This window comes from Flavobacterium sp. CF136 (assembly GCF_000282055.1).
Lineage (GTDB): Bacteria > Bacteroidota > Bacteroidia > Flavobacteriales > Flavobacteriaceae > Flavobacterium.
Genome location: NZ_AKJZ01000023.1, coordinates 1 through 22,170, shown reverse-complemented (window position 1 = coordinate 22,170; position 22,170 = coordinate 1). Strand labels below are relative to the sequence as shown.

The window sequence follows — 22,170 nt, the reverse complement described above, 5'->3', positions numbered from 1 at the left end:
ATATGTTTAATTTCAATCTACACTACATTTCCTTCAATTGCTCCAAATAATCCCTCTGATTGGAAAGTCTCGGAATCTTATGCTGACCACCCAATTTATCTCTTTCTTTCAGCCAGTCATAGAATAAATTTTCTCTGGCAATATTAATTACCAAAGGGTTCAAAGTCATGTTATTACAGCGTTTTGCTTCATAATCAGAGTTTAAAGTCTGCAGGGTTTCATCCAAAACTTTTTGAAAAAGCTCAACATCGGTCGGTTTTTTCTTGAATTCGATAATCCATTCATGTGCGCCTTTTTCCTTGTCCTGCATAAAAATTGGGGCGACTGTATAATCAATCACTTCAGTTTGGGTAAGTTCGCATGCTTTGGCAATTGCCTGATCAGTGTTTTCGACCATTAATTCTTCACCAAAAACATTAATATGATGTTTGGTTCTTCCTGTAACCCGAATTCTGTATGGGTTTAATGAAGTAAAACGAACCGTATCGCCAATCAAATAACGCCATAACCCTGAATTTGTGGTAATTACGATAGCGTAGTTTTTATTTAGTTCAACATCAGCTAAACGAATCACTTTCTGATTTGGAGTTCCAAAAGTATCCATCGGAATAAATTCGTAGAAAATTCCGTAATCCAGCATCAATAACAAATCGCTGGAATTATTTAAATCCTGAATGGCAAAAAAACCTTCGGACGCATTGTAAATTTCGTAATAGTTAAAATCCTTTTTTGGTAAAATCTTTTTGTATTGTTCTTTATATGGAGAAAAACTGACACCTCCATGAAAATAAACTTCAAGATTTGGCCAGACATCCAGTAACGTTTCTTTACCGGTATTTTCTAAAACTTTATTCATTAAAACCAGCATCCAGGAAGGAACTCCTGCAAAACTCGTTACATTTTCATTTTTTGTTTCGTTGATAATCGCTGCAATCTTACTTTCCCACTCTGTCATCAAAGAGGTTTTACTGCTTGGCGTACTGCTGAATTCAGCCCAAATAGGCATGTTTTCAATCAAAATAGCAGACAAATCTCCAAAAAAAGTATTGTTGTTTTCGTAAATCTGAGAGCTTCCACCCAAGCGAAGACTTTTTCCTAAAAATAATTCCGAATCTTCGTTATTATTCAAATACAAACAAAGTAAATCCTTGCTTCCTTTATAATGGCAATCCTCAAGAGCTTCGGTACTTACAGGAATGAATTTACTTTTGGCATTGGTAGTTCCGCTTGACTTGGCAAACCATTTTATGGGAGTTTCCCAAATCACATTTTGCTCTCCCTGACGCGTGCGCTCAATTAAAGGCTGTAATTCTTCGTAAGTCGAGATAGGAACTCTTTCCGTAAAAGTCTGATATGATTTTATTGATGCAAATTCATATTGTTTTCCAATAATTGTATTTTCAGCAGCTTGCAATAAATTATGGAGTAATTCTTCCTGAACTTCATTTGGATATTTAAGGAAAAGTTCTATTTGATGAATCCTTTGTTTGAGGACCCATGAAGCGAATGAATTGATTATGGATAGGGGCATGGGGAATTTTAGATTTTAGATTGCTGATTTTAGATTTTAGATTTTGTGGCTAGTGCAAAATCAGGAAATTTAAAATTTGAATATTGATAACAAATATTAACTTTGTCCTTCGTATCAAAAATAGTGTTTTTTTACAAAAAACAATTCTATTTATAGTAAGATTCGATTTTAAAAATTGAGTTTTAATAATAAAAGTTCATTATCCTGAGCAAATCTAAAATCTAAAATCAGCAATCTAAAATACAATGACATATCAAGGCGTACTTACAAAAATGCAAACTGAAATCGGAAATCCAATTCAATATTATCTGGTTTTTGAGGATAGTTTTCTAAATGTAAATCAATTATTGAATAAGGAAATTGAGATTAATTTTGTTGGTTATCAATGTTTGAATTGCAATAAAAAGAAAAAAATATTTCGTCAGGGATTTTGTTATGATTGTTTTTATTCGAGTCCGGCAGTTGGAGACTGGATTATGAGACCAGAATTAAGTACGGCACATTTAGGAATTGCAGATCGTGATTTGGATTTTGAGCAAAAAGTGCAATTGCAGCCTCATGTGGTTTATCTGGCCTTGTCAAGTGAAATAAAAGTTGGAGTAACGCGTAAAACACAAGTGCCAACCCGTTGGATAGATCAGGGGGCAACACAGGCTATTGCAATTGTTGAAGTTCCAAATCGATATCTGGCGGGCATAACAGAGGTGGCTCTTAAAAACCATTATGCAGATAAAACAAATTGGAGGAAAATGCTTCAGGATACGACAGCAGTTTTTGATTTGGTCGCTGAAAAAGTCAAAGTAGAGAATTTGATCCCTGAAGAAGTTCGTGAATATTTTTATGCCCATAAAAATGATTTATACGAGTTAAATTATCCGGTATTGCATTATCCGGCTAAAATTGCAAGTTTAAATTTAGATAAAACACCTTCGTTTCAAGGAAAACTAATTGGGATAAAAGGGCAATATTTAATCTTTGAAAACGGAACAGTTTTTAATATCCGGGGCTCTGAAGGTTATATCGTAACTATAGCAGTATAATATTTTCAGTTTTAATAATAAACCATAATGCTTTGTGATTTACAAGGCATTTTTTGTTTTTTAAATATTTGATATTGAAACGCTTAATGTGTGAAAGTTGAAACGTTTGATTACAATTTTATAATAATTACTTATTGGAAGATTTTAATTTTAAAAGAATTTAGAATTTAGTTTTGTATGTATACAAATGAGTTCTTTTTAAAATAATATAATCCAAATCTAAAATTATTTATAAAATGGGTATTTCAAGTAAAATAAATGTTTTTAGACGTGCTTTAATGCATGGTCTCACTAAGAATATTGGAAAACAGAATTCAGAACGGGGAATTATTCTGGTCAATAAAAACGAAATCAAAAGGGTTCTAATTTGCAGACCTAATGCAAGATTAGGAAACCTTTTACTGATTACGCCTTTTGTTCAGGAGATTGAACAAACGTTTCCAAATTGTAAAATCGATTTATTTGTTAAGGGAACTTTAGCCCCTGTAATTTATGAAAATTATGATCAGGTATCCAAAATTATTGAATTGCCCAAAAAGCCTTTCAGTAATTTACTAAAATATTTTAGCGTCTGGATTTCATTAAAAAAACAAAAATATGATATCGCTATTAATGTAGATCAGGGTTCATCTTCGGGACGACTGGCAACAAAATTTTCTAATTCGAAACATAAATTTTTTGGTGATTTGCCTTTTTCGGCTAATTTATATTATGGTGATTATGCACACATTGCTAAATATCCGATTTATCATTTTCGGGATTATATAACTAAATTAGGTTTAGAAAAAAGAGATAGCAACATTGCTCCTTTAAATCTTAAACTCACTTCTTTTGAAATTGCCGAAGGGAAAAAAACACTAAAAAGTTTAGTGAACAATTCTAAAAAAACAATTTGTGTGTTTACTTATGCAACAGGAACAAAATGTTTACCTGAATCCTGGTGGGAAGATTTTTATGCCAGTCTCAAATCTGAATATGAAAATTACAATATTATTGAGATTTTACCCATCGAAAATGTTTCTCAAATCAGTTTTAAAGCACCTACATTTTATAGTAAGGATATTCGTGAGATTGGAGCAGTAATTGCCAACGCCGATTTATTTATTGGTGCAGACAGCGGAATTATGCATTTGGCAAGTTCTGTACAAACCCCAACAATAGGATTGTTTTCGGTTTCAGATCAGAAAAAATATGAGCCATATGACAATAACAGTATTGGACTGGATGTAAATACATGCTCTAAAAAAGAGTATTTAAAAGCCATTAATACAATTCTGAATAATGGTAAATCAGAGATATATTCCAAAGCAATTTAGAGTTAAAAAAAAGGTCAATCGTAGTAGTAGATTGACCTTTTTTAATTGCTATTTTTTCTTCTTGAACAAACCATTCAACAGCTCACTGGCTTTTGTTTTTACTTCTTCAGTATTTTTTGCCTTATCAGTAGCAGTTTTTGTAGTGTCTTTTGATTTCGTATTTTTATTTAGTAAATCAGTAAGAGCAGAAGCTCCTTTTTGAGTCAGCTTTTCTTTTTGTTGATTTACCACCTGAGTCGTTAAGTTACTCACTGCTGTTTTGGTATCAAGAGCCACTTTAGGTTTTGAAAAGTTACCAGTAATCATACCATTAATCGGGATGTTTTGTAATTTGGCAGCATCAGCCGGAGATAATTTCGAAAGAAATGAATTTGCTTCCGTACCTAAATATTTTGCCGGAACATCTAATTTTATATTGTAATTCATCGCTTGGTCAAAACCATGAGTCCCGCCAATTGTGGCTTTAATATCCTGGTATTTAATATCAAATGGTTTCACATTCACCTTTCCGTTTTCAAAAGTCAACGCCATTTTCAGGTTGTCCAAATTCAATTTATTCACATCAATAAATTTTATTTTAGAACCCAAAGCACTCAATAAAGTAGAGTTTTTGGCATTTATTGTAGTCGAAAGCAATTGTCCGAATAAATCTCCTGTAAGTGATTTTAAGTCAGGAGTCAATTCGTTTGCATCTAAATTTCCGTTTAATTTTATAGTCGAATTCAATTTTCCATTGATGATTCCTGCCAAAGGGGCAATTTTTTTCATCATATCCAATTGCGTAAAAGTCTGTGCAATATCAACCTGATTGAAGCCTAAAGCCATATCAAAAGTAGGTACTTTTGTTTTGGTTGAAACTGCTCCGTTCAAACCAATTGTTCCTCCAAAAATAGATGTTTTAAAGTTTTCCAAAGTTGCTTTTTCATCCTTGATCAGCAATTTTCCGGAAACGGCTGTTAATTTTAAATTGTCATATAAAACCGTATTGGCTTTAGCATTTAGCGTACAATTTAAAAAAGCAGGAATCTTCATGGCTTCTGTTGGTTTAGCTTCGGTTTTAGCCGTTGCAGGTTCACCTGAAGTCATAAAATCATCAACTGCCAATTGGTTAGAACTCATATTGAAGTTTCCTTTCAGCTCTTGTTTTTTAAACATAAAACCATAGAAATTTTCTAAAGTCCCATTGATGCTCATGTCACTTTTTCCGGTAGTCGCGTTAAATTGTTTCAGGTTAATTTTACTCGGATTAAACTCAACCAAAGCCGTACTGATATTCATTGATTTATTGTTTTCATCAGTATATTTGAATCCTGATAAACTCATCGTTCCGGCATTTTTAATATTTTGATATTGACTGTTTTCTACAGATGCCATATCAAAATTTGTTGTAACATCAGCTTTTAAAATACCTGCCAAAGGTTTGTCAAGTTTAATTGGATACGCTTTTGAAAGGTTCGCCAAATTGATAGTCCCTTTTAATGCAGCATCTACAATTGGGTTTACAGTTATGTTTTTCACATTCGCCTTAGCGCTGAAAACATCCTGGTCAATTCTAAAAGAAAGTTTGTCTAAATTAACGTAAGTATCGTTCAGGATACCTGTTTCATTGATGATTTTAGTATCGATTACAATATTCTGAACGGATTTTGGTAAATTCGGATATTGAAAAGAAGCATTATTAGACGCGATTGCAATATTGAATTTCGGAACAGTTGTGTCTGTTAATTGTCCTTTTGCAAATCCGGCTATTGTAAAGTCTCCGGTAGTTTTTACACCATCTAAACCTGAAGCATACGCTGATGGAATTAATCCTAAAAAGTTGGTGAAAGATGAGGTAGGGGTTTTGAATTTTAAATCATAAATCTGACCCGCTTCTACCATCTGAATAAATCCGTCAAATTCTAAAGGTAATTGGTTAATTAAAGCTTTATTTTCTTTAAAAGTATATTTGCTTTGCGCTAAATCAATTCCTAATACCGCATCCAAAGTCAAAGAAATGTTTTTCATATAATTGACTTTGTCCATGTCTAAGGAAACTTTAGCGGTTGATTTTGTTGTTAAATCAAGTTTTGAATTGGTAAAATCCCCGGTTCCTTCATGATTTAAACTATCAATAACCATTTTTATTTTTGAGCCCTGATCAATATATCTAAAAGTGAAATTTTCAATTTTATAGTTCTGAATTTTTAAAGAAAGTGGTTTGCTCTTATCATCAGTTTTTGTTTCTTTTTTGTCTTTTAAGGCAATATCAAAGTTTCCAACTCCGTCTTTGTTGAAAATAATATTGATTAAACCATTTTGAGAACTGATTCCTTCAATACTCATAGGTTCGTCTTTTCCTTTAAAAAGCTCTTTTATGCTCATCTTCAGATTTAATTCTCCTAACGAAATCAAAGTATCACCTTCAAAAGGCGCTTTGTTGATGATTACCAGTTTCTCGATTCCAACAGTAGCATTCGGAAAGTTTTTAAACAAACTCAAGTCTGCATCGGCAAAACTCACTTTGGCATCAACATTTTCATTGATAGCTTCTGTGATTTTATTTTTAATCTGATCTTTGAAAAAGTAAGGGATTGCGAATAAAGCAGCAATGAAAACTACGATTACGATTCCTGTGATTTTTAGAATTTTCTTTAACATAATAAATTTAGTTATTTGGGGGTTAAATAGACAAAATTGATATACTATCTACGCAAAAATAGCTTTTTATACTGGAGATTTTTTGTAATTTTTTCATAAAAAGTAATAAAAAAAATCCGGTTGAATTAATTTTCAAACGGATTTTTCAGTGAGCTTCAATTATTTCTGAATAAAGGAGACTATTTTATTAGTCATTACTTCTGAAATTGGTAATGTCTCATTGTTATAACTCGCCATGTTTGCCTGCACATCACTATCAACTATTTTCATTATATGATTCATTTTGTCAACAATTAATAATTCGGCTTTTTTATTGGATTGCGCTAAACTTTCGGCATCTTTTAAGGTTACCTGCAAATCATTATTTCCCTGAACAATTAAAACAGGAATATTCAATTTCTTAATTTCTGCCTGTGGATTGTATTTAAACCAGGAAATTAAATAGGGCTGAATACTGGCCCTAAAAAGAGAATTAAGAATTGGATCGACTTTTTTTACTGTATTTCCGTTTTTTAAACTATCAATAATTGGAAAGGTCAAATCTTCAACCTGTTTGTTTGATTTTGATACTATTTGTGTTTTTATAAGTTTATCAGCCGAATCTCCGGCTCCGGCAATGGAAATAAATTTGTCTGCTTTTCCACTCGCAATCATTCCGATTAAGGATCCTTCACTATGACCGATAATGATTATTTTAGAAAAACGGTTGTCTTTTTTTAATAAATCTACCCAACTTTTGACATCGTCTATATAATTTTCAAATCGTAAATTTTCTTCAGATTTAGCCGATGCTTTACTTGCACCAATTCCTCTTTTATCAAATCTTAAAGAAGCAATTCCGTTTTTTGCTAAACTTTCAGCCAGCATTTTCAACGAATTGTTTTTCATTATCACATTGTTCCCGTTTCTGTCTGTTGGTCCGGAACCGGAAATCAATAAGGCAACCGGATATTTTTGAGATAAATCAGGAGCTGTTAATGTACCGAAAATCTCTTCTGAATTAATTTTTAAAGTTAAATCAGATTCTTTATAAGTTATCAGGCTTTTGTTTTGGGCAGTTGCAAAATTGAGAAATATTGCAAACAGAACAATAAATATTTTTTTCATTTCTTTTCGAAATTATTTAATGTTTATTCCAAAAGGAATCATAGCCTGAACCCCTTTTTGTTTTTGAAGTCTTTTTACCTGTTCAATCAAAAGGTAGTTTTCTTCACCAATTTCTTCTTTGATAAAAGCTTCTTTTGATTTTGCAAAAGGCAGACCGGACAAAAGATCATTAAAATTTTTCTCGTATTCCGGATAATTTTGTGTGCTGTATGATTTTATTTTTGCAATTTTTGCAGCTTCAGCAATAGCATCATCCAGCCCTCCAATTTTATCTACTAAACCAATTTTTAAAGCTTGTGTGCCTGACCAGACTCTTCCCTGAGCAATTGCATCTACCTGGGCAAAAGTCATTTTTCTGCCTTCGGCCACGTGTGTAACAAAAGTTTTATAAATGTGTTCAACGCTTTCTAATGTAAAAGCTTTAAATTTCTCATCAATTGGTACAAAAGGACTATAATTAGCTGCGTTTTCGTGTGTTTTAACCTGTTCTGTATTTATTCCTAATTTATTTGCCAGAGGAGAAAAATTCGGCAAAATACCAAATACACCAATAGAACCTGTAATAGTGTTGTTTTCGGCATAGATTTTATTAGCATTACAAGCAATGTAATAACCGCCCGAAGCTGCATAATTTCCCATAGAAACCACAACAGGCTTTACTTTTTTGGTAATTTCAATTTCTCTCCAGATCAAATCAGAGGTTAGTGCGCTTCCGCCCGGGCTGTTGATTCGTAAAACGATTGCTTTTACATCTTCATTTTTTCTGGCTTCCTGTAATGAACGGCGCATTGAACCTTCACCAATTTCATTAACATCACCTTCGCCGCTGCCAATTTCGCCCTGAGCGTAAATAATTGCAATTTGATCAGTTGCTGTGTTTGTTAAGGCTGTAGTGATATTGTTTTGAGTATAATCATCAATCGAAATTTTATTATAATCGTCATCACCGGTTACTTTCAGTGCTTTTTTTATGGCATTATGATAAACGTCTTCGTAGGCGATAATATCAATAAGATGTTCTGTTTTGGCCATTTCCGGAGTTCTCGCCAATAATCCGTTTGCAATTTCGTTTAGTTTGCCTACAGGAATATTTCTGCTTTTTGCAATATCGGTTGAAACAGTTGTCCAGATGGAGTTTAAAAGCGCGGTCATTTGTTCTCTGTTGGCATCACTCATTTTGTTTTCTAAAAAAGGCTCAACAGCACTTTTGTATTTTCCATGACGAATCACTTCCATGTGAATTCCTGATTTATCCTGAAAATCCTTAAAGAACATTACTTCAGACGAAAGTCCTTTGAAATCTAAATCACCTGCAGGATTCAAATAAATAGTATTTGCTACGGAGTTTAAATAATATTCTTTTTGAGAATAAGTATTGGCGTATGCCCAAACGAATTTGCCTGATTTTTTGAAACTTTCGAGTGCATTTCTTAAATCTTTGTATTGTGCCAGACCTAATGAAGATTCGTCGTTTAAAATAGAAATCCCCTTAATGTTATCATCCGTTTTAGCAGCTTCAATCGCATTGATGATATCGGTCAAGCCAATGTCTTTTTTATCAGAAAAAACAGTTACCCACGGATCTTTATATTTTCCGGCATAATCATTTTGTATTTCTTTTAAATTTAATTCTATAACAGAATCTGATTTTACTGAAACTGTTTCGTCTCCGCCAAAAATAGCTCCAATAAGGATTACACCAAAAAAGAATAGCATAATGAATACAAAAATACCAATCACAGTGGCAATAACATTTCCTAGAAATTTCATAAATATATTTTTTTAATAAGTATCAAAAGGGGTTAATTTGTTACAAATTTAGTTTTTTAAATTTAACCAAATTCATTCTGTTCAGGGCAAATATATTGCTAATTCTAAAATACTTTTAGTTAATTTGCATTAATTATGAAGTCACAACATCAAGTCGTTTTATCTATAGGCAGTAACCAGGGAAATCGGTTAGAAAACATCGAAAGCTGTATTAACTTAATACATCAGGAAGTTGGAACTGTTATTCAGGTTTCAAAACTATATGAAACTCCCGCATGGGGATTCGAAAGTGATGCTTTTTATAATTGTGCATTACTTTTGCACAGTAATCTATCGGCGCAAAAAATACTAAGTCAGGTTTTAAAAGTTGAAAAACAATTAGGACGTATTCGTTCTAATCAGCAAGGATATCAATCGAGGATTATTGATGTCGATCTGATTGTTTTTGATGATGAAATAATTGATTCTGAAAAACTTCAGATTCCACATCCGTTAATGCAGAACAGAAAATTTGTATTGCTGCCAATGCAGGATTTGAAATTAGACTGGAAACATCCCGTTTTTCAAAAAACAATATCCGAATTGATTGCGATTTCGCCGGATGACAGTATTTGTACAGTAGTTCAGGATTTAAAAAAACCATTGCAGGAAATTCCGTTGGAACGGTTTAATTATATCGCTCTGGAAGGAAATATTGGAGCCGGAAAAACGACACTGGTACATAAAATTGCCGAAGATTTTAATGCAAAAACCGTATTGGAACGGTTTGCCGATAACCCTTTTTTACCTAAATTTTATAAAGATCAAAACCGCTATGCTTTTCCGCTCGAAATGTCTTTTCTTGCAGATCGTTATCAGCAATTATCAGATGATTTGGCACAATTTGATTTGTTTAAAGATTTTATCGTTGCCGATTATCATATTTTTAAGTCTTTGATTTTTGCTAAAATTACACTTGCAGAAGATGAATATCGTTTGTATCGAAACTTATTCGATATTATTTACAAAGAAATGCCAAAGCCGGATTTGTATATTTATTTGTATCAGAATACGGAGAGGTTACTTCAGAATATCAAAAGAAGAGGACGGAATTATGAGCAAAATATTTCAGCTGATTATCTAGATAAAATCAATAATGGTTATTTGGAATATATTAAATCCGAAACCGATCTCAATGTTTTAATAATTGATGTTTCGGATCGTGATTTTGTAAAAAAACATGAAGATTATCTTTTTGTTCTGGATGAAATTCAGAAAGTAATTAGATAATTTTTAAAGTTTTTTTACATTCTAACAGCTACAAAGTTTATCTTTTTTTTGCATAGATAATTATCTCATTTTCTAATGGATAAATTTTCTAATTAAAATTACCTTTTCAAAGAAAAATGCCCTCTGAATATTGGCTTTGTATCATCAATTTTTAAGGCGTACCAATAATCAGAAGCAGGGAGTGGAGTTTTATTTAAAGTACCGTCCCAGCTCATTTTAGAATAATTTAACTGCGCTAAAAATTTTCCAAACCGATCAAAAATAGTGACTTGGGCCTGAGGGAAATTTTCCATTCCGGTTACTTCCCATGAATCATTAAAAGTGTCACCGTTTGGAGTAAAAAATGTTGGAAAAACCAGGACAACAAAGTTTTGAGTTGTTTCATTAATGTTGCATTGATTGTCTTTTACCCTTACATAAGCAGTTTGTAAACCTCCGGGCACATCATAAAAGGTATTTGATGTCTGATAATTGATACCGTCTACCGAAAATTCAAAATAATCTGCTGTATTGGTAAGATTGATCACAACAGTTCTTTGGTTTACATCAATATTTTTTATAATTGGTTTCTTATATTCAATTACTGTAATTGTTTTTGTGCTGGTACAGCTTTCAGGGGCAGGACTGGTTACTTCTACAGTGTAAGTCCCCGAAGTCGAAACAGATATGGTTTGTGTTGTTTCTCCAGTTGACCATTTATAAGTAACTCCTGTTATTTTAGCATCTAAAACAGCTGTTTGGGTTTCACATAAAACAACTTCTTCATTTGTAACTACCGGTGGAGTATACACAACAACGTTAACAGGAGTACGGGTTGAATTAATGCAGCTACTATTTGATGCTTCGGCATAATAGGTTGTATTTGTTGAAATAGTTGGTGTAATAAAGTTGTTTCCGGTATAAACACTTGTTCCGCCTGTTGAGGTTGTAAACCAATTGATAATGCCAATATTTGATGCTGCCTGCAATGTTACTGTTCCTGTGCCACATCTGGAAACAGGAGAAGATGCTGTTGGTGTATCTGGGGTGGTATTAACTGTTACAATAACTGATTTTCGGTTTATTTCGCAGCCAGCGTCTGCATAATAAGTCGCTGAGGTATTTATTGTCGGGGTTGTATATGTGTTTCCGGTGCCTAGTAAATTACCGCCAACAGCTGTATCATACCAGTTAATTGTTCCGGCATTTGAAGTAGCATATAAAGTTAAAGCTCCTGAGTCACAAATTGGTCTGGGAGAAGTGATTGTGGCTTCCGGAATCGTAATTTGAGTGCTTGTGGCAATTTCTAAAGGCAATTCGCCAGGCATTCCCCCATATTCAACAACGTAACCTTTAGGTTGATAAGCATCACCAGGATTTAACGAGCCTGTATTTTCTAAATCGTTCCATGATCCTTTTATGCCAATTCCGGGTTGCGTAATATGAGCATAATCTTCATCTCCCCGTTGATTCGGTTCATTATTATTCCAAAAAGCAAAATTTGGCGTTGAGCCATTTGCAGTTCCGTTCCAAAAAACAGTTCCGGTTTCAGGACCGGTAACCCATTTCCAGACACCTTCAGTTTCAGCATCACTTCCACCAATCCATCCCGTTCCTGATGCCTGTTCACCAATTAATTTTGCTTCATCAGCTGCTAAAATAGTAGCCAGATATCCTTTTAGTCCGTAATAAGTACTTGCTTCTGCGGCTGTTTTCGCATTAGTCCACGTAATGCCAATGCTGGGAACAAATAAATAAAAATGTTTTGTTGATGGTAAATAATTTGCCTGGCCAATAGTAATAGAGAATGTTCTGTTACCGCTTGCTGTTGCTGAGGAATTTGTAAATACAAGATCTTTTACTGCAGCCACAATATCTGAATATAATAAATCAACACCGGTTGGACTTGACAGAGTCAGTTTGCCCGATAAAGCATCCCAACTTTCTTTTATATTTGGGTGTAATGTTGGATTTAAAAGTTTTAACGTATCAAAACCGGAAGAATAACCGGACGAGATTTGAATATAGGCTGCCTGCGTTCCTGTTTCGTTTGGATCGTGGGTGATAGAAAAATCAGTAACGATATTGATATTGGTAGTTGGACAATATAATTGATCTCCTGTAGCTTTTAATACTGGTGGAGCAGTTGCTATTGTATTACATTTGTTTGCGTACAAAGCAAAAGCATCTTTATAGGTAGGCCAATTTGCATCAGAATATAATTTATTGTCCACTTGTATGCAAGAAAGACTTGAATTTGACTTTAAATCCAGTTGTACTAGTTTTATATTATTTCCGTTTTTTAAATTTAAACTGGTTAATCGATTATTACTACAGTTAAAAACCTTTAAATCTTGATTTTTAGAAATATCTAAATCTGCTAACTGATTGTCATTTACTATCAGATGAGTCAAGGCAATGTTTTTTGAGACATCAATACCGGACAACTTATTAGAATTGCAGTGAAAAGCTACTAGAGCTAAATTATTGGAAATATCCAGGCTTGATAATTGATTTTTATCGATATGAAAACTTTGCAAAAGGAGATTTTGAGCAATGTCAATATTTGATAATTGATTAGAATCGCAGTATAAGTAATTTAAATACAGGTTTTTAGAAATATTTAAACTTGTTAATTTATTCGTGCTGCAAAACAAAGCTTTTAAATTTAGATTTGTGCTGAAATCTAAACTGGTAAATTGATTATTTTCACAAGTTAAAGCATTTAAATCAGTGTTTTTGGAAGTGTCTAAAGTTGAAAGTTTATTTGAGCTACAGTTTAAAGTCTCGATTTTGTTGTTTTTAGAAACATCTAAAAAAGTTAATTGATTGCCAGAACAGCTTAAGTTGGTTAATGTTAAATTATTAGAAATATCTAAAATTGGCAACAGGTTATTGTCGCAGTTTAAATTGTTTAAGAGAATATTTTTACTTAAATCTATGTTTGTTAATTTGTTGTTTTTGCAAGAGAAAGTAGTTAAAGCTGTGTTTTTAGAAATGTCAATACTGGTGAATTTATTATTGTCAATGTACAATATGTCTAAATAAATATTCTTTGAAAGATCAAGCTGCATTAAATCATTAAAGCTGCAAATTAAATAGTTAAGGTATAAATTGTTTGAAAGGTTTAAATTACTGATTCTATTTCTTTGGCTTGGATCATTATCGATTGCTCCAATGTTTAGTTGCTCTAATTTTACAAAAGCCTCGATTCCTGTTAAATCTGAAATGTCTTTTCCCGGAATTAATAAAGATGTTACATTGGTAATATTAGCTGAAGAAACCCTGCCGTCAACAGTGCCGCTATCAATTCCTAAATCAATCAAAGCTTTTTCAAAATTTGGGTCAGGAATCAATGTGTATTGAGCTGAACAAAAAAAAGTGGATAAAAATAAAAACAGCAACAACGTTTTTTTCATGGCAAATTAATTTCGTAACTCTTTTAGTAAAAGTAGTTAAGAGATCTATAAAATAAATGCTATGAATCAACTTTTTTGTTTAAAAAACGACAATTTTTACATATGTCATAAATTCCAATTGATTTTTTTAAACAAATCCCAAACAACTATCCCGGCACTTACTGAAATATTTAAGGAGTGTTTAGTACCCAATTGCGGAATTTCAATACATCCGTCACAAATAGCAACGGCTTCCTGAGAAACGCCATAAACTTCGTTACCAAAAACTAAAGCATATTTTTGATTTTTTTCGACTTTAAAATCCTGAAGGAAAACTGCACTTTCGACTTGTTCAATAGCTAGTGTGAGTATATTTTCTTTTTTTAGATTTTCAATGACTTCCAATACGTTCTCATGATGTTCCCAAATTACAGTTTCGGTTGCGCCAAGAGCAGTTTTATGAATTTCTTTGTTAGGAGGAGTAGCTGTAATACCACATAAGATTATTTTTTCTACCAAAAAAGCATCAGCAGTTCTAAATACAGATCCAATATTATGTAAACTGCGGATATCATCTAATACTAAAATCAGGGGTGTTTTTTCAGATTTTTTAAAATCCTCAATAGATTTTCTGTCTAACTCGTTATTTTCAAGTTTTCTCATTTGCATTGAATTCTGGTCATAAAAAAAGCTTCCAAAGATAAGGAAGCTTTTTCGATTATTTTATTTTGTTTTCAGATTAGCTTTTTACCGGATCTGGTAAAACTGTACCTTTAATTGTTAATGTTTTTGTAGGTTGTCCTTCAGCATTAGAAGTAACAGTTACTGTTTTTGTAAATGCACCAACTCTGTCAGTAGCATATTTTACACCAATAACACCTTTAGCACCCGGAGCGATTGGCTCTTTTGGAGTAGTAGGTACTGTACAACCACAAGATCCTTGTGTGTTAGTAATGATTAATGGTTTTGTTCCGTTGTTTACAAAAACAAACTGACGGTTACCATCAGCATTATGAGCGATAGTTCCGTAATCAATTGTTTCGTTTTCAAAAACCATTCCGGCTCCCTGAACTTTAGCAACCTTTGCTGCAACAGCTTTTTTAGTACTTTGAGCGTTAGAAGCTGTAATTCCAACTACAGCCAACATAGCGAATAAAATTATTTTTTTCATCTTTAAAGAGTCTTTTTTAAATTATGAACAAATCTATATAAAAATCTTATATCTGAACTTAAAATATTCTTAAAATATTTTAATTTTTGAAGCTCTTCTATATTCTTTTAAAATATTATAAATTCGCTGTCATAATTTTCATTTAAAAATATACTAATTTGGCAGCGAAAGAGAAAGTGGTAAAAGAAACACCCTTAATGAAACAGTACAACGAAATCAAGAGAAAATATCCTGATGCATGTCTGCTTTTCAGAGTAGGTGATTTTTATGAAACCTTTGGAGAAGATGCTATCAGAGCTTCTAAAATTCTCGGAATAACATTAACCAAAAGAGGGGCAGGTTCTGAAACTGAAACCGCATTGGCAGGTTTTCCGCATCATTCTATCAATACCTATTTGCCAAAACTGGTCAAAGCCGGACTTCGTGTAGCAATCTGTGATCAGCTTGAGGACCCGAAAATGACTAAAACTATTGTTAAACGTGGTGTTACCGAATTGGTTACACCAGGGGTTTCCTTAAATGATGAGGTTTTACAATCTAAATCAAATAACTTTTTAGCGTCAGTTTATTTTACTAATAAAAATATCGGAATTTCTTTTTTAGATGTTTCCACAGGTGAATTTTTAACGGCCCAGGGGAACGCAGAGTATATTGATAAATTGCTGCAGAATTTTAATCCGAGTGAAGTTTTAGTTCCGAAAAATAATAAAAGTGATTTTAAAGCTGCTTTCGGGGATGATTTTCATAGTTTTTATCTGGAAGACTGGATTTACAAAGAAGATTATGCTGTAGAAACCTTGACCAAGCATTTTCAGACTGTTTCTTTAAAAGGCTTTGGTGTCGAAGAATTAAAAGAAGGAATTGTTGCTTCCGGGGCTATTTTGTATTATTTATCAGAAACTCAGCATAATCGTGTGCAGCATATCACAGCCATTCAGCGTATTGCCGAAGATGCTTATGTCTGGATGGACCGTTTTACGATTCGAAATTTAGAATTATATCACAGTTATAATCCAAATGCAGTTACGCTTTTGGATGTGATTGACAGAACGCTTTCGCCAATGGGTGGGCGTTTATTGAAGCGTTGGCTGGCTTTGCCTTTAAAAGACAGCAATAAAATAAAAGGGCGTCATGATGTGGTTTCGTATTTGAAATCAAATTCGGAAGTTTTACATAATATTCAATATCAAATCAAGCAAATTTCAGACTTAGAACGTTTGATTTCTAAAATTGCTGCCGGAAAAGTTTCACCTCGTGAAATTGTTTATTTGAAAGAATCCCTTGATGCTATTATTCCGATTAAAACCCTGGCGCTGGAAAGCCCTCAGGAAGCTGTAAAAGTTATTGGAGATAGTTTGCATGCCTGTGATTTATTAAGGGAAAAAATCAAAATAACTTTAAATCAGGATGCGCCCGTTGCGATTGCAAAAGGAAATGCAATTGCAAAAGGGATCAACGAAGAATTAGATGATTTAAGAGCTATTTCTACTTCGGGAAAAGAATACTTGGAAGGAATTGAAAAAAGAGAATCTGAGAATACGGGGATTTCTTCTTTGAAAATATCATTTAATAATGTTTTTGGATATTATATTGAAGTTCGAAATACCCATAAGGATAAAGTACCGGCAGAATGGATTCGTAAACAGACTTTGGTAAATGCGGAACGTTATATTACCGAAGAGTTAAAAGAATACGAAACGAAGATTTTAGGTGCTGAGGAAAAAATCCATAAAATCGAAACAGAGCTTTTTGAGCAATTAGTTGCCTGGATTGCAACTTATATCAAACCGGTTCAAATGAACGCGTATTTGGTAGCGCAGTTGGATTGTTTGTGCTCGTTTACGCAATTGGCAATCGAAAATCAATATGTGTGTCCTGAAATTGATGAAACTTTTGAGCTTGAGATCAAAAATGGCAGGCACCCGGTTATCGAAAAACAACTGCCTGTCGGGACTCCTTATATTGCCAATGATGTTTTTTTAGATAGAGAAACACAGCAGCTTATTATGATTACCGGACCAAATATGTCCGGTAAGTCGGCTATTTTGAGACAAACGGCTTTGATTGTTTTATTGGCTCAAATGGGAAGTTTTGTTCCTGCAGACAGTGTCAGAATGGGGATTGTCGATAAAATCTTTACCAGGGTAGGAGCTTCGGATAATATTTCGATGGGAGAATCTACTTTTATGGTTGAGATGAACGAAACGGCTTCTATTTTGAATAATATTTCAGATCGAAGTTTGGTATTGCTTGATGAAATTGGAAGAGGGACCAGTACCTATGACGGGATTTCGATTGCCTGGGCAATTGCCGAATTTTTGCACGAACATCCATCAAAACCAAAAACTTTATTTGCGACGCATTATCATGAATTGAATGAAATGACAGAATCGCTGCCGAGAATCCAGAATTATAATGTTGCGGTAAAAGAATTAAAAGATACGGTCCTTTTTATTAGAAAGCTGGTAAAAGGGGGAAGTGCGCATAGTTTTGGAATTCATGTAGCAAAAATGGCCGGAATGCCTCAAATCGTAATTTTAAAAGCACAGAAGTTATTAAAGAAATTAGAGAAGAATCATTCAAGTGATGCATTAAACGGAGTAAAATCTTCAAATGATGAAATGCAGATGAGCTTCTTTAATTTGGATGATCCTTTATTAGAAGAGATAAAAGAAGAGATTTTGAGTCTCGATATAAATGCGATAACGCCTGTCGAAGCACTCATGAAGCTGAATGAGATTAAGAGAATGCTAAATAGGAAATAATTTTCAGTTTTAAAGTTTAGGTTATCAGAAGGTTATAAAATAAGTATAATTTTTTTTCAAAAAAGGCTTGTTTAATTGAATAAATGTCCTAAATTTGCATCCGCAATACAGAACAAGTCAAGTGTTGCAGTTCTTATTAGAATTTGAAACGCGAAAATAGCTCAGTTGGTAGAGCGCGACCTTGCCAAGGTCGAGGTCGCGGGTTCGAGCCCCGTTTTTCGCTCAAAACCAAAACACTCGGATGGTGTTGATTTAATTAATTTTTTTTAAAAAATTAGCTAAAAAATACTAAAAGATATAATGCTCGGATGGTGAAATTGGTAGACACGCTGGACTTAAAATCCAGTGAACAGCAATGTTCGTGCGGGTTCAAGTCCCGCTCTGAGTACTAAAGCCTCTTCTTTTTGAAGAGGCTTTTTTTATTATGTAAAGTCTCGGTCTAAAGAATATATTTGCAAAGCAAATTTTAAGTAAGTCTTAGTTAATCTAAAATCTAAAATTGTAAATGGGTGCTTTTGTAATTAGTAAAAGATTTAATGATGAATATAAATTTGTATTTACTTCCAGGAAGGGGAAAGTAATTTTTACAAGTTTGAGTTATGAATTAAAATTTGAATGCGAAGAAGATATTGAAAAGTTTAAAATTAATACAGAACAGGCTAAGTTTTTAAAATTTAAAGGTTCTGGAGGAAAGTATTTTTTTAAATTGATGTTGGGTGAGGTTCATTTTGCAACAAGCCGTAAATACACAACAGAATTGCTTTTACAGAAAGGAATTAAGGAAATTGTATTGTATGCTTCAAAAGCGGAGATTTTGGACTTCTCGTCGGGTGATTTGATTTTTGAAGATGAAATAGTTAATGAAGAGATTGTTGAGTAATAAAAAAGAGCATTTTGAATCAATTCAAAATGCTCTTTTTTATTACTACTGATAAAAGTTTGATTTTATCACAAAAAAAAACCATCGCATTGATGGTTTTAAAATTTTTAGAACTTGGTTCTAATTATTTTTTTACTTCTTTAGCAGCTTCTTCAACTTTTGCAGCAGCAGAATCAACTTTAGTTGCAGCAGAGTCAACAGTTGCAGCAGCAGAATCAACTACAGCAGCAGCAGAATCAACAGCAACAGCAGTAGAATCTACAGCTGGCTCAGCAGCAGCATCAGCTTTTTTACAAGATACAACAGTTAAAACAGCAACAACAGCTAAACTTAAAAATACTTTTTTCATCTTACTTTATTATAAAAGGTTAATTATTAATTCGAGGCAAAGATATAAATTTTTTAATATGTAAAATATTTTTTTATTTTTTTTTTAAAATATTTTCCTCTGGCGCTCGGTTAGCTTAATTATCAAATAACATGCCAAAAGGAAAGAAATTGGTGATATTGTTGTATTTTCCGTATAAATTAATTTCTGTTGAATATCGCTAAATAAATTGGGAACTTTTGTTCTGCGATTTGTGATTTATTTTGCTTTTGTCTAATTATTCGATAACACCTTGAAATGAAATTAAGCTTATGTTGTTCGTTTTTTTTAAATAAAGCAATGCTATAGAATTATTTTTGTTGTTTTTTCGATTAGGAAATTACTTTCATAATACGATTTGTAGCACCTTTGTTGTTCTGGATATATGATTTACAAATTTGCCCTTTCTCCTTCAGAAAAATCTGATCAGTAATCAGTTGGTCAAAAGTTTGTTTTAATTCTTCCTGACCGGAAATAACCATACAGCCGCCAAGATTTACTAATTCAGTTGCTTCTGCAAAATTTGAATAATTAGGTCCGATAACAATTGGAATTCCAAATGCAGCAGGTTCCAGAATATTATGGATACCCGGATTCCCAAAACCTCCGCCTACGTAAGCAATGGTTCCGTAGCTGTAAATTTTGGTCAGCAGACCAACAGTGTCAATGATAAAAACATTGTAATCGGCTGGATTTTTATTTTCTTTTTCGGAGAATAATAATGTTGATTTTGTAATTTGAGATTTGAGATTCAGGATTTGATCTGTTTTTATATTGTGAGGAGCAATGATGAATTTTATATTTTCAGATGCCTGATTAATATAATTAATTAGCAAAGTTTCATCTTTGGGCCAGGAACTTCCAATAATAATTGTCGTTTGATTGTTTTTGAAGGTTTCAATGAAATCTAATGAATTGTCTCTTTCTAAAATGGCGTTTACACGATCAAAACGTGTATCTCCGGAAACAATTACATTATGAAACCCGATTGCTTCAATTTTTTCTTTTGAACTCTGGTTCTGAACAAAGAAATAGGTGAAAGTCTCCAGTGCTTTTCTGTAGAAACCGCCATACCATTTAAAAAACATTTGGCTGTCCCTGAAAATCCCTGAAATTAAATAGGCAGGGATTTTATTTGTTTTAAGTTCTTTTAAATAATTCAGCCAAAATTCATATTTGATGAAGAAAACCAACTCCGGATGAACTAATTTCAGAAAACGTTTTGCATTTTTTTTGGTGTCTAAAGGTAGATATACAGTTACATCAGCGACAGTATTGTTTTTACGGACCTCATAGCCTGATGGTGAAAAAAAAGTAACAATAATTTTATGTGAGGGATATTTTTCTTTGATTTTTTCGATGACCGGTAAGCCTTGTTCATATTCGCCCAATGATGCGGAATGAAACCAAATTGTTTTGTCTGAAGGTTTTATTTTTTCTTCAAGAATAGCAAAAACATTTTTTCGCCCTTCTGTAAAAAGTTTAATTTTCGGACTAAAAAGCGCTATGATTTTTAGAAAAAAACCGGCAATAGAAATGACTAAATTGTATAAAAAAAGCATCTGTTTAATTTTGCTGCTAAATTACATTTCTTTCGATTATTTTCATTGGTTTGAAGGTATTAAATAACTATTTTTGTTCTTCGTTTTAAAGATTAGGTGCTGAATCTAAATCTTTAGTTTTAAATAAGAAAGATAAATGAAAAAAATTCAAATGGTTGACTTAAAGAGTCAATACGAAAAAATAAAAACTACTGTTGATGCTTCGATTCAGGAAGTTTTAGATACAAATACTTATATAAACGGGCCGTTGGTTCATCAATTTCAAAAAAATCTTGAAGACTATTTAGGGGCAAAACATGTAATCCCGTGCGCAAATGGTACAGATGCTTTGCAGGTTGCCATGATGGGTTTGGGTTTGAAACGGGGTGATGAGGTTATTACGGCCGATTTTACTTTTGCAGCTACTGTAGAGGTAATTGCTTTATTGCAATTAACGCCTGTTTTAGTTGATGTTGATATGGTAAATATGAATATAGATATCGATGCCATTAAAAAAGCAATTACGCCAAAGACCAAGGCAATTGTTCCGGTACATTTGTTTGGACGTGCTGCCAATATGGATGCGATTATGGAAATTGCCGCAGAGCATAATTTATATGTTATTGAAGATAATGCACAGGCAATTGGTGCTGATTATATTTCTAAAACGGGGACAAAAAGCAAAGTTGGTATTATAGGACATATTGCCGCAACTTCATTTTTCCCATCTAAAAACTTAGGATGTTATGGAGATGGTGGAGCGATTTTTACTAATGATGATAAACTGGCACATATTATTCGTGGGATTGTAAATCACGGAATGTACGAGCGTTACCATCATGATGTTGTAGGTGTGAATTCACGCTTAGACAGTATTCAGGCTGGGGTTTTGAATGCGAAATTACCTTTGCTTGATGAATACAATACAGCTCGTCGTTTAGCGGCAACTAAATATAATGCGGCTTTTGCAAATCATAAAAACATTGTAACGCCTAAATTTGATGCCAGCGAAAATGATCATGTTTTTCATCAGTATGTTTTGCGAATTATTGACGCTGACCGTAACGGTTTAATGCAATATTTGCTTGATAAAGGTATACCTTGCGCAATTTATTACCCAATTCCGTTACATTCCCAAAAAGCATACGCAGATTCTCGTTATAAAGAAGAACAATTTCCGGTAACGAATCAATTGGTTCAGGAAGTAATTGCTTTGCCTATGCATACAGAATTAGATGATGAGCAGATTAAATTTATTACTGATTCTGTTTTGGAGTTTTTAAGTAAGTAATTTTAAGAATTGTCTATAATAACCCGTTGGGTGTAATTAGCAAAAAAGTTAATTTAACACATAGAAGCATAGATTTTAAATGTTTACAAAAGATAATTTTAAAAA

At 33.0% G+C, this 22,170-nt stretch carries 15 protein-coding genes and 2 tRNA genes; 8 read left to right on the top strand and 9 right to left on the bottom strand.

The window, feature by feature from the left end:
- Window positions 1–22: 22 nt before the first annotated feature.
- Window positions 23–1,531 (bottom strand): GH3 auxin-responsive promoter family protein, encoded by a 1,509-nt coding sequence (locus tag PMI10_RS09895; RefSeq protein ID WP_007807269.1) that lies wholly within the window; start codon window positions 1,529–1,531, stop codon window positions 23–25.
- Between the two features lie 245 nt (window positions 1,532–1,776).
- Here PMI10_RS09895 and PMI10_RS09890 point away from each other — a divergent pair, with 245 nt between their 5' ends.
- Together PMI10_RS09890 and PMI10_RS09885 are read left to right on the top strand one after the other, a co-directional pair.
- Window positions 1,777–2,571, top strand: a complete 795-nt coding sequence (locus PMI10_RS09890; RefSeq protein WP_007807267.1) for a DUF2797 domain-containing protein — start codon at window positions 1,777–1,779, stop codon at window positions 2,569–2,571.
- Window positions 2,572–2,807: 236 nt separating this feature from the next.
- A complete protein-coding gene (locus PMI10_RS09885) occupies window positions 2,808–3,887 on the top strand; it encodes a glycosyltransferase family 9 protein (protein WP_007807265.1) in 1,080 nt (359 codons plus the stop codon).
- Window positions 3,888–3,935: 48 nt separating this feature from the next.
- Here PMI10_RS09885 and PMI10_RS09880 read toward each other — a convergent pair whose 3' ends face one another.
- The 3 genes from PMI10_RS09880 to sppA form a co-directional block, all read right to left on the bottom strand.
- Window positions 3,936–6,527, bottom strand: a complete 2,592-nt coding sequence (locus PMI10_RS09880; RefSeq protein WP_007807263.1) for an AsmA-like C-terminal region-containing protein — start codon at window positions 6,525–6,527, stop codon at window positions 3,936–3,938.
- A gap of 159 nt (window positions 6,528–6,686) precedes the next feature.
- Window positions 6,687–7,634 carry an alpha/beta hydrolase family protein gene (locus PMI10_RS09875; protein WP_007807262.1) on the bottom strand — a complete coding sequence of 316 codons (948 nt, stop codon included), beginning with the start codon at window positions 7,632–7,634 and terminating at the stop codon, window positions 6,687–6,689.
- Window positions 7,635–7,646: 12 nt separating this feature from the next.
- On the bottom strand, window positions 7,647–9,404 hold the full coding sequence (gene sppA / locus PMI10_RS09870) for a signal peptide peptidase SppA (RefSeq protein WP_007807261.1): 1,758 nt from the start codon (window positions 9,402–9,404) through the stop codon (window positions 7,647–7,649).
- Window positions 9,405–9,539: 135 nt separating this feature from the next.
- On the opposite strand from sppA, the gene folK reads away from it, so the two are divergent.
- A complete protein-coding gene (gene folK, locus PMI10_RS09865; protein WP_007807259.1) occupies window positions 9,540–10,673 on the top strand; it encodes a 2-amino-4-hydroxy-6-hydroxymethyldihydropteridine diphosphokinase in 1,134 nt (377 codons plus the stop codon).
- A gap of 98 nt (window positions 10,674–10,771) precedes the next feature.
- On the opposite strand, the gene PMI10_RS09860 is transcribed toward folK, so the two are convergent.
- The 3 genes from PMI10_RS09860 to PMI10_RS09845 all read right to left on the bottom strand — a co-directional run bounded on the left by PMI10_RS09860 (window position 10,772) and on the right by PMI10_RS09845 (window position 15,221).
- Window positions 10,772–14,071 (bottom strand): Ig-like domain-containing protein, encoded by a 3,300-nt coding sequence (locus tag PMI10_RS09860; RefSeq protein ID WP_007807257.1) that lies wholly within the window; start codon window positions 14,069–14,071, stop codon window positions 10,772–10,774.
- Window positions 14,072–14,176: 105 nt separating this feature from the next.
- Entirely contained in the window at window positions 14,177–14,713 is a 537-nt protein-coding gene (locus PMI10_RS09850; RefSeq protein WP_007807255.1) for an RNA methyltransferase, read from the bottom strand.
- Window positions 14,714–14,789: 76 nt separating this feature from the next.
- Entirely contained in the window at window positions 14,790–15,221 is a 432-nt protein-coding gene (locus PMI10_RS09845; protein ID WP_035631672.1) for a DUF1573 domain-containing protein, read from the bottom strand.
- 158 nt (window positions 15,222–15,379) lie between these two features.
- Between PMI10_RS09845 and mutS the strand changes: the two genes are divergently transcribed.
- From mutS to PMI10_RS09825, 4 genes are all read left to right on the top strand, one after another.
- Window positions 15,380–17,986, top strand: coding sequence for a DNA mismatch repair protein MutS (mutS, locus tag PMI10_RS09840; RefSeq protein ID WP_007807251.1), 2,607 nt, complete (start codon window positions 15,380–15,382; stop codon window positions 17,984–17,986).
- Between the two features lie 150 nt (window positions 17,987–18,136).
- Window positions 18,137–18,209, top strand: a tRNA-Gly gene (locus tag PMI10_RS09835).
- A gap of 79 nt (window positions 18,210–18,288) precedes the next feature.
- A tRNA-Leu gene (locus PMI10_RS09830) sits at window positions 18,289–18,374 on the top strand.
- A gap of 117 nt (window positions 18,375–18,491) precedes the next feature.
- On the top strand, window positions 18,492–18,866 hold the full coding sequence (locus tag PMI10_RS09825; RefSeq protein ID WP_007807249.1) for a hypothetical protein: 375 nt from the start codon (window positions 18,492–18,494) through the stop codon (window positions 18,864–18,866).
- A 124-nt stretch (window positions 18,867–18,990) separates the two neighbouring features.
- Here PMI10_RS09825 and PMI10_RS09820 read toward each other — a convergent pair whose 3' ends face one another.
- Both PMI10_RS09820 and PMI10_RS09815 read right to left on the bottom strand, forming a co-directional pair.
- A complete protein-coding gene (locus PMI10_RS09820; protein WP_007807248.1) occupies window positions 18,991–19,215 on the bottom strand; it encodes a PG1828 family lipoprotein in 225 nt (74 codons plus the stop codon).
- 350 nt (window positions 19,216–19,565) lie between these two features.
- The gene (locus PMI10_RS09815; protein WP_007807246.1) at window positions 19,566–20,795 is read right to left on the bottom strand and encodes a 3-deoxy-D-manno-octulosonic acid transferase; all 1,230 of its coding nucleotides are present in this window, start codon (window positions 20,793–20,795) and stop codon (window positions 19,566–19,568) included.
- 136 nt (window positions 20,796–20,931) lie between these two features.
- Here PMI10_RS09815 and PMI10_RS09810 point away from each other — a divergent pair, with 136 nt between their 5' ends.
- Window positions 20,932–22,065 carry a DegT/DnrJ/EryC1/StrS family aminotransferase gene (locus tag PMI10_RS09810; RefSeq protein ID WP_007807244.1) on the top strand — a complete coding sequence of 378 codons (1,134 nt, stop codon included), beginning with the start codon at window positions 20,932–20,934 and terminating at the stop codon, window positions 22,063–22,065.
- The last annotated feature ends 105 nt before the right edge of the window (window positions 22,066–22,170 follow it).

What these genes read in the sequence shown, in the direction of transcription:
- PMI10_RS09845 (WP_035631672.1), bottom strand. Translation starts at nt 15,221, where the DNA reads ATGAAAAAAATAATTTTATTCGCTATGTTGGCTGTAGTTGGAATTACA.
- PMI10_RS09860 (WP_007807257.1), bottom strand. Translation starts at nt 14,071, where the DNA reads ATGAAAAAAACGTTGTTGCTGTTTTTATTTTTATCCACTTTTTTTTGT.
- PMI10_RS09825 (WP_007807249.1), top strand. Translation starts at nt 18,492, where the DNA reads ATGGGTGCTTTTGTAATTAGTAAAAGATTTAATGATGAATATAAATTT.
- PMI10_RS09880 (WP_007807263.1), bottom strand. Translation starts at nt 6,527, where the DNA reads ATGTTAAAGAAAATTCTAAAAATCACAGGAATCGTAATCGTAGTTTTC.
- PMI10_RS09820 (WP_007807248.1), bottom strand. Translation starts at nt 19,215, where the DNA reads ATGAAAAAAGTATTTTTAAGTTTAGCTGTTGTTGCTGTTTTAACTGTT.
- PMI10_RS09885 (WP_007807265.1), top strand. Translation starts at nt 2,808, where the DNA reads ATGGGTATTTCAAGTAAAATAAATGTTTTTAGACGTGCTTTAATGCAT.
- PMI10_RS09875 (WP_007807262.1), bottom strand. Translation starts at nt 7,634, where the DNA reads ATGAAAAAAATATTTATTGTTCTGTTTGCAATATTTCTCAATTTTGCA.
- PMI10_RS09810 (WP_007807244.1), top strand. Translation starts at nt 20,932, where the DNA reads ATGAAAAAAATTCAAATGGTTGACTTAAAGAGTCAATACGAAAAAATA.
- PMI10_RS09895 (WP_007807269.1), bottom strand. Translation starts at nt 1,531, where the DNA reads ATGCCCCTATCCATAATCAATTCATTCGCTTCATGGGTCCTCAAACAA.
- PMI10_RS09850 (WP_007807255.1), bottom strand. Translation starts at nt 14,713, where the DNA reads ATGAGAAAACTTGAAAATAACGAGTTAGACAGAAAATCTATTGAGGAT.
- PMI10_RS09815 (WP_007807246.1), bottom strand. Translation starts at nt 20,795, where the DNA reads ATGCTTTTTTTATACAATTTAGTCATTTCTATTGCCGGTTTTTTTCTA.
- PMI10_RS09890 (WP_007807267.1), top strand. Translation starts at nt 1,777, where the DNA reads ATGACATATCAAGGCGTACTTACAAAAATGCAAACTGAAATCGGAAAT.
- sppA (WP_007807261.1), bottom strand. Translation starts at nt 9,404, where the DNA reads ATGAAATTTCTAGGAAATGTTATTGCCACTGTGATTGGTATTTTTGTA.
- folK (WP_007807259.1), top strand. Translation starts at nt 9,540, where the DNA reads ATGAAGTCACAACATCAAGTCGTTTTATCTATAGGCAGTAACCAGGGA.